General features: G+C 70.5%; 18 protein-coding genes. 7 read left to right on the top strand and 11 right to left on the bottom strand.

Features of this window, described 5'->3' with window-relative positions; translation table 11 throughout:
* Positions 1-60 precede the first annotated feature (60 nt).
* Genes phyK through nepR form a run of 3 tightly spaced genes read right to left on the bottom strand, consistent with a single transcriptional unit; the run spans position 61 to position 2,563 of the window.
* A complete protein-coding gene (gene phyK / locus ACIPQB_RS24260) occupies positions 61-1,773 on the bottom strand; it encodes a sensor histidine kinase PhyK (protein ID WP_446487815.1) in 1,713 nt (570 codons plus the stop codon).
* A complete protein-coding gene (locus tag ACIPQB_RS24255) occupies positions 1,770-2,375 on the bottom strand; it encodes a sigma-70 family RNA polymerase sigma factor (protein ID WP_446487814.1) in 606 nt (201 codons plus the stop codon). The genes phyK and ACIPQB_RS24255 overlap by 4 nt, the downstream gene beginning before the upstream one ends.
* Before the next feature lie 2 nt (positions 2,376-2,377).
* Entirely contained in the window at positions 2,378-2,563 is a 186-nt protein-coding gene (gene nepR, locus ACIPQB_RS24250) for an anti-sigma T factor NepR (RefSeq protein WP_446487813.1), read from the bottom strand.
* Between the two features lie 231 nt (positions 2,564-2,794).
* Between nepR and phyR the strand changes: the two genes are divergently transcribed.
* Complete coding sequence (gene phyR / locus ACIPQB_RS24245; protein WP_446487812.1) at positions 2,795-3,595, top strand: anti-anti sigma factor/receiver protein PhyR; 801 nt, start codon at positions 2,795-2,797, stop codon at positions 3,593-3,595.
* Between the two features lie 77 nt (positions 3,596-3,672).
* Here phyR and ACIPQB_RS24240 read toward each other — a convergent pair whose 3' ends face one another.
* The 3 genes from ACIPQB_RS24240 to ACIPQB_RS24230 all read right to left on the bottom strand — a co-directional run bounded on the left by ACIPQB_RS24240 (position 3,673) and on the right by ACIPQB_RS24230 (position 5,193).
* Positions 3,673-3,924 (bottom strand): hypothetical protein, encoded by a 252-nt coding sequence (locus tag ACIPQB_RS24240; RefSeq protein WP_446487811.1) that lies wholly within the window; start codon positions 3,922-3,924, stop codon positions 3,673-3,675.
* Between the two features lie 381 nt (positions 3,925-4,305).
* A complete protein-coding gene (locus ACIPQB_RS24235) occupies positions 4,306-4,764 on the bottom strand; it encodes an OmpA family protein (RefSeq protein ID WP_446487810.1) in 459 nt (152 codons plus the stop codon).
* Positions 4,765-4,851: 87 nt separating this feature from the next.
* A complete protein-coding gene (locus ACIPQB_RS24230; protein WP_446487809.1) occupies positions 4,852-5,193 on the bottom strand; it encodes a glycine zipper domain-containing protein in 342 nt (113 codons plus the stop codon).
* Positions 5,194-5,326: 133 nt separating this feature from the next.
* Between ACIPQB_RS24230 and ACIPQB_RS24225 the strand changes: the two genes are divergently transcribed.
* On the top strand, positions 5,327-6,187 hold the full coding sequence (locus ACIPQB_RS24225) for a diacylglycerol/lipid kinase family protein (RefSeq protein ID WP_446487808.1): 861 nt from the start codon (positions 5,327-5,329) through the stop codon (positions 6,185-6,187).
* Positions 6,184-7,041, top strand: coding sequence for a metallophosphoesterase family protein (locus ACIPQB_RS24220; protein WP_446487807.1), 858 nt, complete (start codon positions 6,184-6,186; stop codon positions 7,039-7,041). The genes ACIPQB_RS24225 and ACIPQB_RS24220 overlap by 4 nt, the downstream gene beginning before the upstream one ends.
* A 20-nt stretch (positions 7,042-7,061) precedes the next feature.
* On the opposite strand, the gene ACIPQB_RS24215 is transcribed toward ACIPQB_RS24220, so the two are convergent.
* The 3 genes from ACIPQB_RS24215 to ACIPQB_RS24205 form a co-directional block, all read right to left on the bottom strand.
* On the bottom strand, positions 7,062-7,679 hold the full coding sequence (locus ACIPQB_RS24215; RefSeq protein ID WP_446487806.1) for a superoxide dismutase: 618 nt from the start codon (positions 7,677-7,679) through the stop codon (positions 7,062-7,064).
* Between the two features lie 101 nt (positions 7,680-7,780).
* On the bottom strand, positions 7,781-8,173 hold the full coding sequence (locus ACIPQB_RS24210) for a hypothetical protein (protein ID WP_446487805.1): 393 nt from the start codon (positions 8,171-8,173) through the stop codon (positions 7,781-7,783).
* Entirely contained in the window at positions 8,170-8,523 is a 354-nt protein-coding gene (locus ACIPQB_RS24205) for a hypothetical protein (protein ID WP_446487804.1), read from the bottom strand. The genes ACIPQB_RS24210 and ACIPQB_RS24205 overlap by 4 nt, the downstream gene beginning before the upstream one ends.
* A gap of 185 nt (positions 8,524-8,708) precedes the next feature.
* Here ACIPQB_RS24205 and ACIPQB_RS24200 point away from each other — a divergent pair, with 185 nt between their 5' ends.
* Positions 8,709-10,628 (top strand): HWE histidine kinase domain-containing protein, encoded by a 1,920-nt coding sequence (locus ACIPQB_RS24200; protein WP_446487803.1) that lies wholly within the window; start codon positions 8,709-8,711, stop codon positions 10,626-10,628.
* A gap of 3 nt (positions 10,629-10,631) precedes the next feature.
* On the opposite strand, the gene ACIPQB_RS24195 is transcribed toward ACIPQB_RS24200, so the two are convergent.
* The gene (locus tag ACIPQB_RS24195) at positions 10,632-11,534 is read right to left on the bottom strand and encodes a LysR family transcriptional regulator (RefSeq protein ID WP_446487802.1); all 903 of its coding nucleotides are present in this window, start codon (positions 11,532-11,534) and stop codon (positions 10,632-10,634) included.
* Positions 11,535-11,652: 118 nt separating this feature from the next.
* Between ACIPQB_RS24195 and ACIPQB_RS24190 the strand changes: the two genes are divergently transcribed.
* Together ACIPQB_RS24190 and ACIPQB_RS24185 are read left to right on the top strand one after the other, a co-directional pair.
* Positions 11,653-12,651, top strand: coding sequence for an aldo/keto reductase (locus tag ACIPQB_RS24190; RefSeq protein WP_446487801.1), 999 nt, complete (start codon positions 11,653-11,655; stop codon positions 12,649-12,651).
* Between the two features lie 86 nt (positions 12,652-12,737).
* The gene (locus ACIPQB_RS24185) at positions 12,738-13,928 is read left to right on the top strand and encodes a class I SAM-dependent methyltransferase (protein WP_446487800.1); all 1,191 of its coding nucleotides are present in this window, start codon (positions 12,738-12,740) and stop codon (positions 13,926-13,928) included.
* Positions 13,929-13,937: 9 nt separating this feature from the next.
* Here ACIPQB_RS24185 and glmS read toward each other — a convergent pair whose 3' ends face one another.
* Positions 13,938-15,758, bottom strand: a complete 1,821-nt coding sequence (gene glmS / locus ACIPQB_RS24180) for a glutamine--fructose-6-phosphate transaminase (isomerizing) (protein ID WP_446487799.1) — start codon at positions 15,756-15,758, stop codon at positions 13,938-13,940.
* A gap of 159 nt (positions 15,759-15,917) precedes the next feature.
* On the opposite strand from glmS, the gene glmM reads away from it, so the two are divergent.
* Positions 15,918-17,264, top strand: coding sequence for a phosphoglucosamine mutase (gene glmM / locus ACIPQB_RS24175; RefSeq protein ID WP_446487798.1), 1,347 nt, complete (start codon positions 15,918-15,920; stop codon positions 17,262-17,264).
* Positions 17,265-17,414: the final 150 nt, after the last annotated feature.

The raw sequence follows: 17,414 nt of genomic DNA, 5'->3' as shown, positions 1-17,414 counted from the left end.
TCCGCTGATCGCCCGGTCGGGCGTCTGAAAGGTCGCCCCTTCAGAACGTGGGCCGCCTGGCTATGTTCCGGTCGCCGGGGTTTCGGCCGGGGGCACGAGCGGCGTCGGAAACACCAGCCGCACCAGCAGGCCGCCGGCCGGCGACGGGTCGAACAGCAGCTTGCCGCGCAACTGACGGGCGAAGGCGGTCATCAGGGTGCGCCCGACTCCCTCGGCCGGGCCCATCGGCGAGCCGGGGCCGTCGTCGCCGATCGCCAGCTCGGCCTCCTCGCCGCGGACGAAGAACTCGACCGTCAGCACGCCGCCCCGTTCGCCCAGGGCATGTTTCTGGGCGTTGGTGATGGCCTCGACGGCGAACAGGGCCAGGGGCGCCAGCCGATCGGGGTCGATGACCAGCGGGTCGGCATGGACCTCGGTGCGGATCGCCCCGCCGCCCGACATGTCGCCGGCCAGCAGCAGGGCGGTCAGCTCCTCCAGGAACGGCCGCAGGTCGACGCGCTTGAGGTCCGGGCCCTGGTAGAGGGCGCGGTAGATCTGGGCCAGGGCGGTGATCCGCTGGCGGGTGTCGTTCAGGGCCGTGCGGGCGGCGGGATCGGTCAGGGCCCGCTGCTGCATGTTGAGCAGCGAGCTGATGATCTGCAGATTGTTTTTGACCCGGTGGTGGATCTCGCGCATCAGCGCGTCCTTCTCCCCCAGGCTGTCGCGCAGCGAGGCGTCGCGGGTGACGATGGCGGCGGCCATGTCGTCGAGGGTCGCCGCCAGTTCGCGGATCTCCGGCGGCGCGCGCTCGGCCTGCAGCGGCCGCACCGTGAAGCGGCCGCGGGCGTAGATGGCTGCGACCCGGCGCAGATAGACGATCCAGCGGATCACCGCCTGCTCGGTGGCGTAGAGCACCGCCGCCAGGGCCAGGATGAAGGCCAGCAGCGGCGCCAGCAGGCGCAGGATCGGGTTGAGCCAGGCCCAGGAGGCCAGGCCCGGGGCCTGGGCCGACAGGATGACGAACACCTGGTCGCCGACCAGGGGGGCGGCCGAGAAGTCGCGGTGGCGGCGATCGGCGTCAGGACCGGACCACAGGGCCGAGCCCGCCTTGGCCGCCCGTTCGCGCCAGGCGGCCGGGGGCGAGCCGAACGCCCGCACGTCGGTCGCGGCGAACACGTGGCCCTCCGAATCGGCCAGGGCCACCTCGGCTCCGCCGGGCAGATAACGATTGGCGGTCTCCGGCTTGAGGCTCGACAGGGTCAGCACCGCTGCCATGGCGCCGTCGAACCGTCCGCTCCGGCTCTCGGACCGCACCGCGGTCAGAACCGAGGGTTCACTGGCGTAGGCCACGCCGGGCGCGCTGGCCACCACCATATGCGAGCCGCCGGCCAGGTCCAGGAACCACCGCCGGCTGGCGCGGGCGGCGTCCGGCGGCGTGGTCGCCGCGGCGCAGGACACCCGGCCGTAGGCGTCGAAGCGGATCAGGTTGGCGTAGCCCGGCAGCCGGCTTTTGACGGTGTCGAGGCGCTGGGTGCATTCCAGCCCCACCGAGCCCGGCCCCAGGGTCTGGAGCAGGACGCCGGCCGCCTCGATCCGGGCCCGGGCGATGGCGGCGCTGCGGCCGGCCGCCAGCTCTAGGCTCTGGCGGCGCGAATCCGCCTCCGCCTTGAAGGCGAAGACCGATTGCAGGACGCCCATGATCAGGACGGGCAGGAGCGCGATGAGCAACGCGCCGGCCAACCGGACCCGGATGGATCCAGCCCCGCCGGCCCCTCGCCCGAGGAGCGGCTTCACCGCAGGGTGCTCAGTCTCTCCGCGTCGGCCAGGATGGCGTACATGGCGTCGCCGGCCGCGGCGCCGTCGCGGTCATAGGCGCCGGCTTCGAGGATCGCCTGCAGGGCCCGCCGCGCCCGGCTGACCCGGCTCTTGACCGTGCCGACCGCGCAGCCGCAGATTTCGGCGGCCTCTTCATAGGCGAAGCCGCCGGCCCCCACCAGGATCAGGGCTTCGCGCTGCTCCGGCGGCAGCATGGCCAGGCTGAGCCGCAGCTCGTCCAGGGCCACCGGCGATTCAGGATCGTCCACGGCCACCAGGGTGCGCTCGGCCGCTTCCTGATCGAGTTGGCTCTGGCGCCAGGACCGGCGCTTTTCGGAATAGAACTGGTTGCGCAGGATCATGAAGGTCCAGGCCTTCATGTTGGTGCCCAACTGGAAGCTGGCCCGGGCGTCCCAGGCCTTCATCATGGCGTCCTGCGCCAGGTCGTCGGCGGCGGTGGGGTCGCCGGTCAGGGTGCGGGCGAAGGCGCGAAGATGCGGGATGAGCGTGACGAGCTCTTTCTTGAAAGCCTCGTCACGGACCGGATCGATGGGCGACCGGCCGACTTGCGCTTCCGTCATGCTCAGCGCTCTCCCGTAGGCTTCTCGGCCTTACGCAGGATGTCTAGAAACTCGTCCGGCACCGGTTCGTTCACAACCTCGTCGAACATCTGGCGAAGCTTGACGCCGATAGCCTGTTGCCGGAGCCGCGCCTCGTCGAGCGCGGCCGCCCCTTTACGGTGATCTTCCATGGGTACGTGTTCGATCATGTCCTCGACGCCGACAAACCGCGGCGCCCGCCCCCTTTGGCCGAATGAGTGTACGCCGGATGACAACGTCGGATTTCCCATGGGGTTCCACAAGCTTGGGCGTATGATGGCAAAATTCTTCGCACTTCGGAACAGGGAAGAAGCCGGCGCGTTTATCCATCCGGTGGTCACGGCGCAGCTTTCGCCGCACGGGCCGCCTTTTGTTCCGAAGACACTCAAACGGGAGCGGTCATGAGTCTTCTTGCCCGGCTGGCGCCGCACTTGCCTTATGTTCGTCGCTACGCCCGCGCGCTGACCGGCGATCAGACCACCGGCGACCACTATGTGCGCGTCGCGCTCGAAGCCCTGGCGGCCGGCGAGCGGTCGCTGGACGCCAGCCTGTCGCCGCGCGTGGCGCTGTATCGTGTCTTCCACGCCATCTGGCTGTCGTCCGGCGCCCAGCTGGAGACGCGCCGCGACGACACGTCCGGTCTGGCCGACGACGCCTCCCAGCGACTGATGCGGATCGCCCCGCGCTCGCGCCAGGCCTTCCTGCTGACGGCGCTCGAGGGGTTCACGCCGACCGAGGCCGCGCAGATTCTCGACTGTGACTTCAGCGAGGTGGAACGGCTGATCGCCGAGGCCCAGGCCGAGATCGACGCCGAACTGGCCACCGACGTCCTGATCATCGAGGACGAGCCGGTGATCGCCGCCGACATCGAGGCGCTGGTGCGCGAGCTCGGCCATGACGTCATCGACATCGCCGCCACCCGCGGCGAAGCGGTGGAGGCCGTGAGCCGCCGGACGCCCGGCCTGGTCCTGGCCGACATCCAGCTGGCCGACGGGTCCTCGGGCATCGACGCCGTCAAGGACATCCTTGCGCGCCTCGACGTGCCGGTGATCTTCATCACCGCCTTCCCCGAACGCCTGCTGACCGGCGAGCGGCCGGAGCCGACCTTCCTGATCACCAAGCCCTTCCAGCCCGAAACCGTGAAGGCGGCGATCGGCCAGGCGCTGTTCTTCCATCCCCGCCGGACCCGCCGCGCGGCCTAATCCGGCCCACGGGCCCAAACAAACAAAGGCCCCGGTTCGTGCCGGGGCCTTTTTTTACGCGGACTTGCGCGTGGCGCTTACTGTGAGGGGGCCTGCTTCACCGGAGCTTGCGGCGTGGAGCCTTGCTGCGCCTCCTGGGTGGTGGTCGCGCCGCGGGTGTTCTCCACCCGGGCCAGGTCGCCCGAGCGCATGCCCCAGGCGCCGAACAGCGCCGCGGCCGCCAGCACCGTCGAGATGATCAGCACCCAAAAGACATGGCGGCCCCACCGTCCCTGGCGGGCGCGGGTGGCGTTCAGGATGGGTCCGTGATGTTCAAGATCAGCAGGCATGAAGGCCTCCTTGTCAGGCGGCGAACCAGACCCCGAGCTCGGCGCCGCTGGACGGCTCGGAGCGGGACGAGGACCGAACGTCGCGTCCCTTCGCGCGGTCCCGACCCTTCGCGGAATCAACGTTCCGCTCCCGTTCGCCGTTCCGTTCGGGGGGCTGCGAAGGGGCCCGGAAAAATAATCGTCGAAACACGGGAAAAATAATCGCCCGGCGGGAACCACCCTCAGGCATCGACGTTTTCGATTTGCGGAGGCGGCGACGCCCCCCCGACTTGAGGCTGACGAAAGTCAGCCTGCTGCCTCCGCACCCCCCTCTAAAGCCTTTCGAGGCGGACCCTTTGGGCCCGCCTTTTTGTGATGCGCGACTGGCTGCGCGCCGGCCGGCTAGCGCAGCGGTCCGTCGAAATCGAAGCGGACGTCAGCCCGCCGCCGCAGGGGCCGCGCCTCGCCGGCGCCGTTGAGGGCCCCGGCGTCGCCGGCCGCCGCCACGTCGAACTCCACATGGCGGAAGCCGACCTTGGCCAGGGCCTTTGTCACCGCCGCGGCCCGCTGCTCGGACAGCGCCAGATTGACGTCCGGCGAGCCCACCGCATCGGCCAGGCCGACGACATGGACCGACGCCACCTTGCAGCCCTTGGCCAAGGCGCCTGCATTGGCGAGCACGGAACGCGCCTCCTGGGTGAGCACGGCGGAATCCCGGTCGAAATAGATCTGCACCGCGAAATCCTCGCAGGCCGGAGTCGCGACCTCGATCTGGGATCGTGACTTGGGCGCGGTCGCGCAGCCCGCCGCTAGGCCCGCCGCGACCACGACGCCGATGATCGTCAGCTCGACTCTTCTCATGACATGCCCTCTCCGACGCCGCGGCCACGAAAAAAGGCGGCCGACCCCTGCCGACCGCCTCCTTCTGGAGCCCCGGTTGCGCCCGCCTTAACGGGGGCTGCCGTCTTCCCAGTAGTAACGACCGCTACGCGAGTCATAGTAGTAGTACCGTCCGGCCCGCTCATCATAATATTGACGGCGATTGACATTGGTGGCGCCGCAGCCGCCGTCCTCGCGGCAGCCCTTGACGGCGCCGGCCGTACCGCCGATCGCGGCGCCGACCAGCGCCCCGGTGCTGGCGCTGCCCCCGCCCACATTGTTGCCGATCACAGCCCCCGCCAGGGCGCCCAGCGCCGCGCCGCCGGCGGCGTTGCGCTCGGTGTTGCCGGTCGTGGTGCAGGCGCTCGCCAGTGCGCCCACGCCCAGCAAGGCGATCAAGGTCCTTCTCATCGTGGCTCTCCGTTCGAGCTTGTCCCTGATCGCAAACGGCCACGTCATGCCAACGGTTCCGGGAACCCTCGTCGAGCTCCGCCGTTGGCTGCACGAACCCGGTCCCGCGCGTCGGCGCTCCTGGATGTCTCGCATGCGTGTGGAAGTGGTCGTCAACATCGCCTCGGGCTCGGTGGGCAGGGACGCGCCGGTCGAGGCCGAGGCGATCCTCGCCGCGCACGGGGCCGACGGGCGGGTCCATGCGCCGGGCGAGGGCGAGCTCGACGCCTGCCTGCGCGACGTGATCGACGCCCGCCCCGACCTCGTGCTGATCCTGGCCGGCGACGGCACGGCCCGCGCCGCCGCCGAACTGGCCGGTCCCGAGGGCCCGCCGATCGCCCCCTTGCCCGGCGGCACCATGAACATGCTGCCCCATGCCCTCTACGGCGTCGTCCCCTGGCCGGAGGCCATGGCCCGCTGCCTGGCGGGCGGCCAGGCCCGGATGATCTCCGGCGGCGAGATCAACGGCCGGCTGTTCTTCGTCGCCGCCATCCTCGGCAGCCCCGCCCTGTGGGCCGGCGCGCGGGAGGCGGCGCGGGCCGGGCGCTTCGACCTGACCCTGCTTCACGCCCGCCGAGCCCTGCGCCGGGCGTTCTCCGGACGGCTTCGCTACGTGCTGGACGGACGCCCCAAGGGCAAGGCCGAGGCGCTCAGCCTGCTGTGCCCGCTGGTCTCGGCCGCCCTAGACGCCGACGACCAGGCCCTGGAGGCGGCGGCGCTCGACCCGGCCAGCGCCCTGGACATCTTCCGCCTGGGGGTCAACACCGTGACCGGCAACTGGCGCGACGACCCCTCGGTCGTCGTCGGCCGCTGCCGAACCGGCAAGGCCTGGGCCGGCGGCCGGATCCCGGCCCTGCTGGACGGGGAGATGGTCCGCTTCGAGGACATGGTCAGCATACGCTTCCGCCCCAAGGCCTTTCGCGCCTGGGTCCCCCCTGAAGGGCCCGCCGCGTGAGCGCTCCGACGTTCAAGCTCGTCCAGGTCTCCGACGTCCATTTCGGCGGCGAGCACCGCGAGGCGGTCGAGGCGGCCGTCGAACGGATCCAGGCCGAGCAGCCCGACCTGGTGATCGGGGCCGGCGACCTCACCAAGGACGGGGCCCTGACCGAATTCGCCTCGGCCCAGGCCTGGTTCGCCCGCCTGCCGCAGCCGCAACTGATCACGCCCGGCAATCATGACCTGCCCTACAAAGGCCCCGCCGAGATTCTGGAGCGGGTGACGACGCCCTGGCGACGCTACCAGGCTCGGCTCGGCCCGGCCCGCAGCGTCAGCTGGCGGGATCCGCGCGCCACGGTCGTGACGCTGAACTCGGCCCGGGCCGTGCAGATCCGGCTCAACTGGTCGAAGGGCGCGGTGTCGCGGCGGCAGGTGCGCGAGGTCTGCGCCGTGCTCGGCCAGGCAGAACCGCAAGGCCTGAAGATCGTCGCCTGCCACCACCCGCTGATCGAGATGATCGGCGGACCGATGACCGCCAGGGTGCGGGGCGGGACGGCGGCGGCCCAGGCCTTCGCCCAGGCCGGCGTCGACCTGGTCCTGACCGGCCACATCCACGTGCCGTTCGTCCATCCCTATCCGTTCCTGGACGGCTGCACCCAGGCGGTCGGCTCGGGGACCCTGTCAGTGCGGACGCGCGGCGCGCCGCCCAGCTTCAACCTGATCGAGGCCGACGCGGTCGACATCCGCATCACGGCCCTGGCCTTCGAAAGAACCCAGTTCGTGGTCTGGCGGACCTGGTCGGTGCCACGGCGCTGCGTGCCCAAGGGCGCAAACGAAAACGGCGCGACCGAGGTCGCGCCGTTGAAAGTCTAACCCGTTATCCCCGGACCGGATCAGGCCGGTTCGGGATAGGCCCAGACCGCGCCCTGGCCCTTGGCCGCGGCGAACTGGCGATCGGCCAGCGACCAGTTGGGCAGGGCGTCGAACCAGGCTTCCAGGAAGCCTTTGCGGTTGTTCTGATAGTCCAGATAGTAGGCGTGCTCCCACAGATCGCAGACCAGCAGCGGGGTGACGCCCGGCTTGGTCAGGGTGTCGTCGGCGTCGTGGGTGGAGAGCACCTTCAGCGCCCCGCCCTCGACGGCCAGCCAGACCCAGCCCGAACCGAAATGACCGACGCCCTCGGCGACGAACTTGTCCTTCAGCCCGGCCAGGTCGCCGAAGGCCTCGGCGATGGCGGCGGACAGCTCGGCGCCGGGGGCCGGCTTGTCCGGGGTCATGGCGTCCCAGAAGAAGGCGTGGTTCCAGGCCTGGGCGGCGTTGTTGAACACCTTGCCGGGACCGGCCTCGCGGATCACGGCCTCCAGCGGCCGCTTGTCGCCCTCCGGCAGCAGGCCGTTCAGTGCGTTGACATAGGCCGCATGGTGCTTGTCGTGGTGGAAATGCAGGGTGTCGGCCGAGACGGTCGGCTCCAGGGCCTCATAGGCGTAGGGCAGGTCGGGGAGTTTGAACATGGGTCGCTCCAAAGCAAAACGCCCCCGGAAGATGGGACCGGAGGCCCGGAAAACCAGGGGAAGGGAAAACAGCGATTTTCAGAATGGCGGCCGCAGGTCGCTCAGCGCGACGGCGGCCTTTGCGAGTCCGCCAGGGCCTTGGCGACGATCGCCGCCAGGGCGGGGTTGCGGAAGGCGATGACCCCGGCCGCCAGGGCGGCGCCGATGGTCAGGATCGGCCGCTCCTTGACCATTTCGATCGCTCGCTCGGCCAGGGCGAAGCCGTCGGGCGCGGCCGGGCGGGCCTTCTCCTCGGCCTTGCGCGCCGCCAGCAGGCCGGCGACGCCGACGATCACGGCGGCGACCGCCGCGACGACCGCGGCCGAACCCGCCGGACCCAGGTGGGGCGACAGCAGGGCGAACAAGGCGAAGGCGGCGGCGACCACGCTCACAGCAGCGGCCGCGGCGATCGCCGCGGCCGCTGCCAGGGTCGTCAGGGTCTTTTCGAAGATCACTTGTGGCGGCCGCCGCGGTTTCCGGCCAGCAGCAGGCCCAGCAGGACGCCGACCCCGAGGCCGGCCAGGGTGGCGGTAATAGGCCGCTCGCGAACCCGCTCGGCGACATAGCGCTGGGCGTCGTCCACCTGCTGGCCGGCGGTGTCGGTGTAGGTGCGGGTCTGGGCGCGCAGCGTCTCCAGGCCCTGGGCGATCGACTGTTCGATGCGCTTGGCCGCTTCGGCCAGATTGACCTTTGCGGCGGCGGCCGCTTCTCCGAAGCTGCGTTCGGTGTGGTCCAGGGCGGCGCTGGCGTTCGACGACGCCTTGTTGGCTTCCTGGGCGGCGGGGTTCAGGGCGTTGTCGGGCATGGTGATCTCCGGTTCGCGGCTCGGGCTTCTGGGGGCGAGCAGCTGCGAAGCTGCGCCCGGTCAACGCGAACCCGAGGCGACAAGTTCCATTCTAGCGCCAAGGTTGGAGCTTCACCACAGGCGACGACGAACCTCAAGGATTTATCGATCTCGCGCGTCACGCGAACCCGGTCTATGATTCGGACATGGACGATGCGGGCGCAACGCTGGCGGACGAACACGAGGCGCGGCGCCTGCGCGCGCTCGACGCCCTTCGCGCCATGGACGGCGATCCGGCCGACCCGCGCTTCGACCGGATCGTCCGCCTGGCCTCGCGCCTGTTCGCCGCCCCGCGGGCGGCGATCCGCCTGATCGGCGACGGCCGCGTCTGGCTCAAGGCCAAGGTCGGAATCGCCGAGATCGAATATCCGCTCACCGCCTCGGTCGCCGACCTGATGGGCTGCTGCGGCGGGGCGGTGGTGCATGGCGACATCCGCGAAGCGGCCATTCCGATCGCGGCGCCGCTGGCCGGCGAGGCCCGGTTCTTCGCGTGCGCGCCGTTGAAAGACCCCGACGGCCAGGTGATGGGCCTGCTGACGGTCGAGGACGACGCGCCGCGCGAGACGGTGGACGCCGGCCTGACCGGGGCCCTGGCCGACCTGGCCGCCCTGGCCATGGAAGAGCTGCTGCACGACGCCGAGACGGCCCGCAACGCCGCCGAGCGCGCCCTCGACAGCGAGCGGATCACCCTGGCCCTGCGCGCCGCCAACCTGGGCGAGTTCGACTGGGACATCCCCGCCGACGTCGTGCGGGTCAGCCCGCGGATGGCGCGGATCACCGAGATCCCCGCTGGCGACGAACCGGCCGAGGGCGGCGAGGCGCTGTATTCCGTCGTCCATCCCGACGACCGCGAGGCCGTGCGCGCTTCGATCGACGAGCAGCTCAAAACCCAGGGTCGCTACGAGGTCGAATTCCGCCGCGTGACCTCCGAGCCCGACCGGGTGGTCTGGAACCGGGTCGCCGGCCTGCTGGTCCGCGACGCCGAGCAGAAGCCGCTGCGGCTGATCGGCGTGGTGCAGGACGTCACCGCCCGCCGCGACGCCGATGACCAGCGCGAGAACCTGCTCACCGAGCTGGACCACCGGGTCAAGAACATCCTGGCCGCCGTGCAATCGGTGGCGGGCCAGTCGGCGCGCAAGGCCTCGTCGCTGGACGGTTTCCTGAAGGCGTTCAACGGCCGGCTCAAGTCGATGAGCTCGGCCCACGACCTGCTCAGCGCCGCCCGCTGGCGGGGCGCCACCCTGGCCCGGATCGCCGCCGCCGAGCTGGGCGGCCTGGCCCCCAACCAGACCCGCTGGGACGGTCCGGAGCTGTTTCTGACCCCGCGGGCCGCCGCGGCCCTGTCGCTGACCTTGCACGAGCTGGCCGTCAATGCGGTGAAGTTCGGCGCCCTGTCGCTGGAAAGCGGCCGGGTGGAGGTGGTCTGGCGGCGAGCGCCCGACGGCGGCTTCAATCTCGAATGGCTGGAGACCGGCGGTCCCCTGACCTCGCCGCCAACCGCCCGCGGGTTCGGCGCCACCCTGATCGAGGACGTGGTCGGGCGTGAACTCGGCGGCCGGGCCCAGATCGAATACCGCCGCAGCGGCGTGGCGGCGATGATCCACGCCGCGGCCCACGCCCTGGTCGACCTGCCCGAGCCCGAGCCGGACGTCCAGCCCGACGAGCGCATCGTCGAGACCCTGGGCGGCGGCGACGACACCTTCAAGGCCGGCGACATCGCGGGCCTGAAGGTGCTGATCGTCGAGGATTCGCTGCTGCTGGCCATGGAGCTGGAGGCCGGGCTGGAGGATTCCGGCGTCGAGGTGGTCGGCTGCGCGGCCGAACTGGCCGAGGCCCTGCAGATGCTGGAGCTGACCTTCGACGCCGCGGTGCTGGACGCCGACCTCAACGGCCAGTCCGTGGCCCCCGTCGCCGAGGTCCTGCGGCGCGAGGGCCGGCCGTTCGTCTTCGCCACCGGCTATGCCGACAAGGCCGCGCCGATGGGCTTCGACGCCCCGATCGTCCGCAAGCCCTACAACGTCCACCAGATCGCCCGGGCCCTGGCCTCGGTCACGGGACGCGGCTGACGGTCAGGCGCTTCTGGTCCTTTCGGCCTTGATGAAATCGACGAAGGCCCGCAGCGGCGCGGGCATGTGGCGGCGACTGGGATAGTAGAGATAGGGGCCGGTGAACGGCGGCAGCCAGTCGTCGAGCACGGTCTCTAGCCGGCCGGCGGCGATGGCGGCCGCGGCGAAGCCTTCGAAACTGGCGAACAGGCCCAGGCCCGCTTCCGCGGCCGCCAGTTCCAGCTCCACACTGGTGGTGATCAACGGTCCTTCGGGCTGGATGCGGATCACCTCGCCGTCCTTCTCGAACTCCCAGGCGTAGCTGCTGCCGCTGGCGAAGCGATGGCGGATGCAGGGATGGCCCAGCAGCTCGCGCGGATGGACCGGCCGGCCATGGGCCGCGAAATAGGCCGGCGCGCCGACCACCACGAAGCGCTGCGGTCCCGACAGGGGCACGGCGATCATGTCCTTCTCCAGCCGCTCGTCATAGCGGACCCCGGCGTCGAAGCCGGCGGCCAGCACGTCGACGAAGCTGTCCTCGGCGGTGATCTCCAGCCGCACGCCGGGATAGGCCTTCAGGAACCGGGGGATCAGGTCCGGAAAGATGATGCGGGCCACCGCGCCGGGCACGTTCAGCTTCAGCACCCCGGTCGGGCTGTCGCGAAAGGCGTTGACCTCGTCCAGGGCCAGGGTGACGTCGGCCAGGGCCGGGGTCAGGCGCGCCAGCAGCCGCTCGCCCGCCTCGGTCGGCGTGACGCTGCGGGTGGTGCGGTTGAGCAGCCGCACCCCGAGGTCGGCCTCCAGCCGGCGCAGAGCCTCAGACAGGGACGAGGCCGACACCCCGCGCAGGGCCGCCGCGCCGCGGAAGCTGCGGGCCCGAGCCACGGCGGTGAAGGCGTCGAGATCGGCAAGGTCGGGCTGGGCCATTGTGCGGATTTCCAAACGGCTCGTGCAGGATTGGATGGATTATCGCACGTCGCGCGGGACGGCATAGTCCGCGCCATCGAACACCGACGCCAAGCGCGTCCACCCCGGAGAGATCCCAATGCAACAGCGTCAACTCGGAACCGCCGGCCCCACCGTCTCCGCCCTGGGCCTGGGCGCCATGGGCATGTCGGGCCTGTACGGCCCCTCGGATCGGGCCGAAAGCCTGGCCACGATCGACGCCGCCCTGGAGGCGGGAGTCACTCTGATCGACACCGGCGACTTCTACGGCATGGGCCACAACGAGATGCTGATCGGCGAGGCCCTGAAGGGCCGCAAGCGCGAGCAGGCGATCCTCAGCGTCAAGTTCGGCGCCCAACGCGACCCGGCCGGCGGCTGGATCGGCTTCGACGGTCGCCCGGCCGCGGTCAAGACCTCGCTGGCCTATACGCTGCAGCGGCTGGGCGTCGACCATATCGACATCTACCGTCCCGCGCGCCTCGACCCGGACGTGCCGATCGAGGAGACGGTCGGGGCCATCGCCGACCTCGTCAAGGCCGGCTTCGTGCGCCACATCGGCCTGTCGGAGGTCGGCGCCGAAACGATCCGCCGGGCCGCCGCCATCCACCCGATCGCCGACCTGCAGATCGAATATTCGCTGATCTCGCGCGGCGTCGAGGACAAGATCCTGCCGGTGCTGCGCGAGCTGGGCATCGGCATGACCGCCTATGGCGTGCTGTCGCGCGGGCTGATCGGCGGCCACTTCGCCAAAGGCGACGCCAAGGCCGAGGCCGGCGATTTCCGCGCCTTCTCGCCGCGGTTCCAGGGTGAAAACCTCGACCGCAACCTGGCCCTCGTCGAGGCCCTGCGGACGATCGCGCAGGCCAAGGGCGTCACCGTCGCCCAGGTCGCCATCGCCTGGGTCGCCGCCCAGGGCGACGACATCGTGCCGCTGGTCGGGGCCCGCACCCGGACCCGCCTGGCCGAGTCGCTGGGCGCGCTGGACGTGGCGCTGTCGACCGAGGACCTGGCCGGCATCGAACGGGCCGTGCCCAAGGGCGCGGCGGCCGGCGACCGCTACGCCGCGGCCCAGATGGCCCATCTCGACAGCGAGCGGTGAACGGAAGCCGGGCGTCGAAAGACAAGGGGCACGGACGGAAAATTTCCGTCTGTTCCTCCCGGCGAGGCTCGCGCTAGGGTCGCGTCATGATCGAAGCTCTGCTGAACAAGATGGTCAAGGTCGGGAACCTGACCCTCCACCTCCCGGGCGGCGCGGTGAAGACCGCCGGCGACGGCTCGGGGCCGCCGGTGACGATGCGCCTGACCGCCAAGGGCCTGCGCCGTCTGGTCGCCAATCCCAGCCTTGGCCTGGGCGAGGCCTATATGGACGGCGACCTGGTCCTCGAGCAGGGAGCCCTGTGGGACCTGCTGGAGATGGTCGGCAAGAGCGGCGGCCGCGCCCCCAAGCGCGGCACGCGGCTGACCCGGGCCCGCAAGGCCCTGAAGCGGACCCTGCAGTCGCTCAACGACCGCATCGCCTCGCGCCGCAACGTCGCTCACCATTACGACGTCTCGAACGCCTTCTACCGGCGGTTCCTCGACGCCGACATGCAGTACAGCTGCGCCTATTTCGCCCGTCCGGACATGACGCTGGAGGAGGCGCAGGCGGCCAAGAAGGCCCATATCGCCGCCAAGCTGAACCTGTCGCCGGGCATGAAGGTGCTCGACATCGGCTCGGGCTGGGGCGGCATGGCCCTGACCCTGGCGGCCGACCACGGGGCCGAGGTCACCGGCGTCACCCTGTCGACCGAGCAGCTGGCCCTGGCCCAAGAGCGGGCCCAGGCGGCGGGCCTCGCCGACCGGGCCAGATTCCAGCTAACCGACTATCGCGACCTCGACCAGACCTTCGACCGCATCGTCTCGGTCGGCATGCTCGAGCATGTCGGGGCGCCGAACTTCCGCACCTATTTCGAAACGGTCAGCCGGCTGCTGGCCGACGACGGCAGCGCGGTGATCCATTCGATCGGCCGGATGTCGGGCCCGGGCGCCACCAACGCCTTCACCCAGAAATACATCTTCCCCGGCGGCTACATCCCGGGCCTGTCGGAGATCGTCAGGGCGGTCGAAGCGGCCGGCCTGTGGATCACCGATATCGAGATCCTGCGCCTGCACTATGCCGAGACCTGCAGGCACTGGCGGATGCGGTTCCTGGCCGATCCGGAAATCCCGGCGATGTTCGACGCCCGCTTCCGGCGGATGTGGGAGTTCTATCTGTGCGGCGCCGAGCTCGGCTTCCGCTACGGCGGCCACATGGTCTTCCAGATCCAGGTCGCCAAAAGGGTCGGCGCCCTGCCGATGACCCGGGACTATATGTTCGAGGGGGAGCGAGCGCGCTAAAGCCGCCCGCTACTCCACCGTCACCGACTTCGCCAGGTTCCGCGGCTGGTCGACGTCCGCGCCCTTCAGAACGGCGACGTGGTAGGCCAGGAGCTGGATCGGAGCTGACATCACCAGGGCCGAGACCAGGGGGTCGCAGGCCGGGGCGGTGACCACCACCTTGGCGCCGGCCGGGGCGTGCCGGGCGCCCTGCGGGTCGGTGATGAACACCACCTGGCCGCCGCGGGCCATGACCTCGCTCATGTTCGAGGCCGACTTCTCGAACCAGGAGTCGTAGGGCGCGAGAATGATGATCGGGGTCTGGTCGTCGACCAGGGCGATCGGGCCGTGCTTCAACTCGCCGGCGGCGTAGCCCTCGGCGTGGATGTAGCTGATCTCCTTGAGCTTCAGCGCCCCTTCCAGCGCCAGGGCCGACATCGGGCCGCGGCCCAGATAGAGCACGTCGCGGGCCTTGGCGATCTCGGCGGCGATGTCCTTGAGGCTGTCCTCCAGGCCGATGGCCTCGGCGATGAGCCGCGGGGCCTCCAGCATCACCCGGACCAGGCGGCGCTCCTCGGCCTCGTCGATGCGGCCGCGGGCCTTGGCGGCGGCCACGGCCAGGGCGATCATCACGCTGACCTGGGCGGTGAAGGCCTTGGTCGAGGCCACGCCGATCTCGGGCCCGCAATGGATCGGCCAGACCACGTCGACCTCGCGGGCCATGGTCGATTCGGCGGCGTTGACGACCACGGCGCTCTTCATGCCCTTGGCCTTGCAGTAGCGCAGCGCCGCCAGGGTGTCGGCGGTCTCGCCCGACTGCGACATGGCGATGACCAGCGAGCCCGGGCGCAGGGCCGGCTGGCGGTAGCGGAACTCCGAGGCGATCTCGACGTCGACCGGCAGGTCGGCCAGCTGCTCGATCAGGTACTTGCCGATGACGCCGGCGATGTAGGAGGTGCCGCAGGCCACGACCTGGATGCGCTCCAGCCCGGCCAGGTCGAGGCCGCCGGGCATGGCCGCCTTGGCGGTCAGGGCGTCGACATAGGCGGCGATGGTCCGCTGGCAGCCCTCCGGCTGGTCATGGATCTCCTTTTCCATGAAGTGCCGGTAGTTGCCCTTCTCCATCATCACCGCCGAGGCGGGGACCACCTTGACCGGCCGCGTCACCGGCCGCCCGGCGACGTCGAAGATCCGGGCGCTGTCGTGGTCGAGGGCCACATAGTCGCCCTCCTCCAGATAGATCACCCGGTTGGTGAACGGGCCGACGGCCAGGGCGTCCGAGCCCAGGAACATCTCGCCCTCGCCCTCGCCGACCACCAGCGGGCTGCCGCGGCGGGCGCCCAGCACCAGGTTGTCGGCCCCCTCGACCAGCACCGCCAGGGCGTAGGCCCCAGTCAGCCGGTCGAGCGTGGCCTTGAAGGCCTCCAGCGGGGCCAGGCGCGTGGCCAGTTCGGCGTCGATCAGCTGGGCGATGACCTCGGTGTCGGTGTCGCTCTCGAACAGGCGGCCGGCGGCGATCAGCTCGGCTTTCAGCTCGGCGAAGTTCTCGATGATGCCGTTGTGCACCAGGGTGACGCGGCCGGCGGTGTGGGGATGGGCGTTGGCGACATTGGGCGCGCCGTGGGTGGCCCAGCGCACATGGCCGATGCCGTTCTGGGCGACCAGCGGCTGCTCGGCCAGCACCGCCTCGAGGTTCTTGATCTTGCCCTGGGCCCGCCGCCGCTCGACCTTGCCGCCGACCACGGCTGCGACCCCGGCCGAGTCGTAGCCGCGATATTCCAGCCGCTTGAGGCTGTCGATCAGGCGTTCGGCGACGGGCTTAGTTCCGACGATGCCGATGATGCCGCACATGGGCCATGATCCTTTGTAGAACCCGTCGGCCAGGACTAAAGCTACCGACGCGGGAATATCGAGGCTGGGCTTTAGCATTCGCTCAAGCCTCGCCGCTATAAATCTGCATTTCGGATCGTTTCGCGGTCCGGCGACGATCAAGATCGAGATCCGACCCCCATGAGCAAGCGCGCCTATTTCGGCACCGACGGCATCCGCGGCCAGGCCAACCAGCATCCGATGACCGCCGAGGTCGCCCTGCGCGTCGGCCTGGCGGCCGGCAAGCTGTTCCGCTCGCAGGACGATCGCCGCCACCTGGTGGTGATCGGCAAGGACACCCGGCTGTCGGGCTACATGATCGAGCCGGCCCTGGTCGCCGGCTTCGCCAGCGTCGGCATGGACGTGCGGCTGTTCGGCCCGCTGCCGACCCCGGCCGTGGCGATGATGACCCGCTCGATGCGCGCCGACCTCGGGGTGATGATCAGCGCCAGCCACAACGACTTCGCCGACAACGGCATCAAGCTGTTCGGCCCCGACGGCTACAAGCTGTCGGACGAGCAGGAGCTGAAGATCGAGGCCTTGATGGACGAGGGCCTGCAGGAGGGCCTGGCCCCGCCGCGCGGCCTGGGCCGGGTCAAGCGCATCGACGACGCCCAGGCCCGCTATGTCGAAATCGTCAAGGCCACCTTCCCGCGCCAGATGAGCCTGTCGGGCCTGCGGGTGGTGATCGATTGCGCCCACGGCGCGGCCTACAAGGTCGCCCCCACCGCCCTCTACGAGCTGGGGGCCGAGGTCATCGAGGTCGGGGTCACGCCGGACGGCACCAATATCAACGAGGAATGCGGCTCGACCCATCCGGAAGCCATGGCCAAGCTGGTGCGCGAATACCGCGCCGACATCGGCATCGCCCTGGACGGCGACGCCGACCGCCTGGTGATCTGCGACGAGAAGGGCGTGGTGGTCGACGGCGACCAGATCATGGCCATCATCGCCGTCGCCCTGGCCGAGGCCGGCAAGCTGAAGGCCGGCGGGGTGGTAGCCACGGTGATGTCCAATCTCGGCCTCGAACGCTTCCTGGGCGGCCGCGGCCTGACGCTGGAGCGCACGGCGGTCGGCGACCGCTATGTGATGGCCCGGATGCGCGAGGGCGGCTTCAACATCGGCGGCGAGCAGTCGGGCCATGTGATCCTGTCGGACTTCTCGACCACCGGCGACGGCCTGATCGCCGCGCTGCAGGTGCTGGCGGTGATGGTTCGCACCGGCCGACCGATGAGCGCTCTCGGCCGTCAGTTCGAACCCCTGCCGCAGCTCTTGGAAAACGTCCGCTTCGCCGGCGGCAAGCCGCTGGAGCACAAGACCGTCAAGGAGGCCATCGCCGACGGCGAGGCCCAGCTGAACGGCGCCGGCCGCATCGTCGTCCGCCCCTCGGGCACCGAGCCGCTGATCCGCATCATGGCCGAGGGCGACGACCCGGTCCTGGTCCGCAAGGTGGTCAAGTCGATCGTCTCGGCGGTGAAGGCGGTCTGAACATCCGGATCTTCGAGGCGCGCGTCGGCGCCGACCGCCGGCGAAGGCCGGCGGGGCTGGGGAGGCGGCGGAGCGCCCGGGCCATGCCCGGAATTGTATTTGGAGAGTACCGTTTCGACACGTCACGGGCGCTCCGCGCGGCCGGTGGAC

Source organism: Caulobacter sp. LARHSG274 (assembly GCF_052871235.1).
Note: the sequence above shows the minus strand (reverse complement) of the source record. Positions and strands in the feature narration are given on the sequence as shown.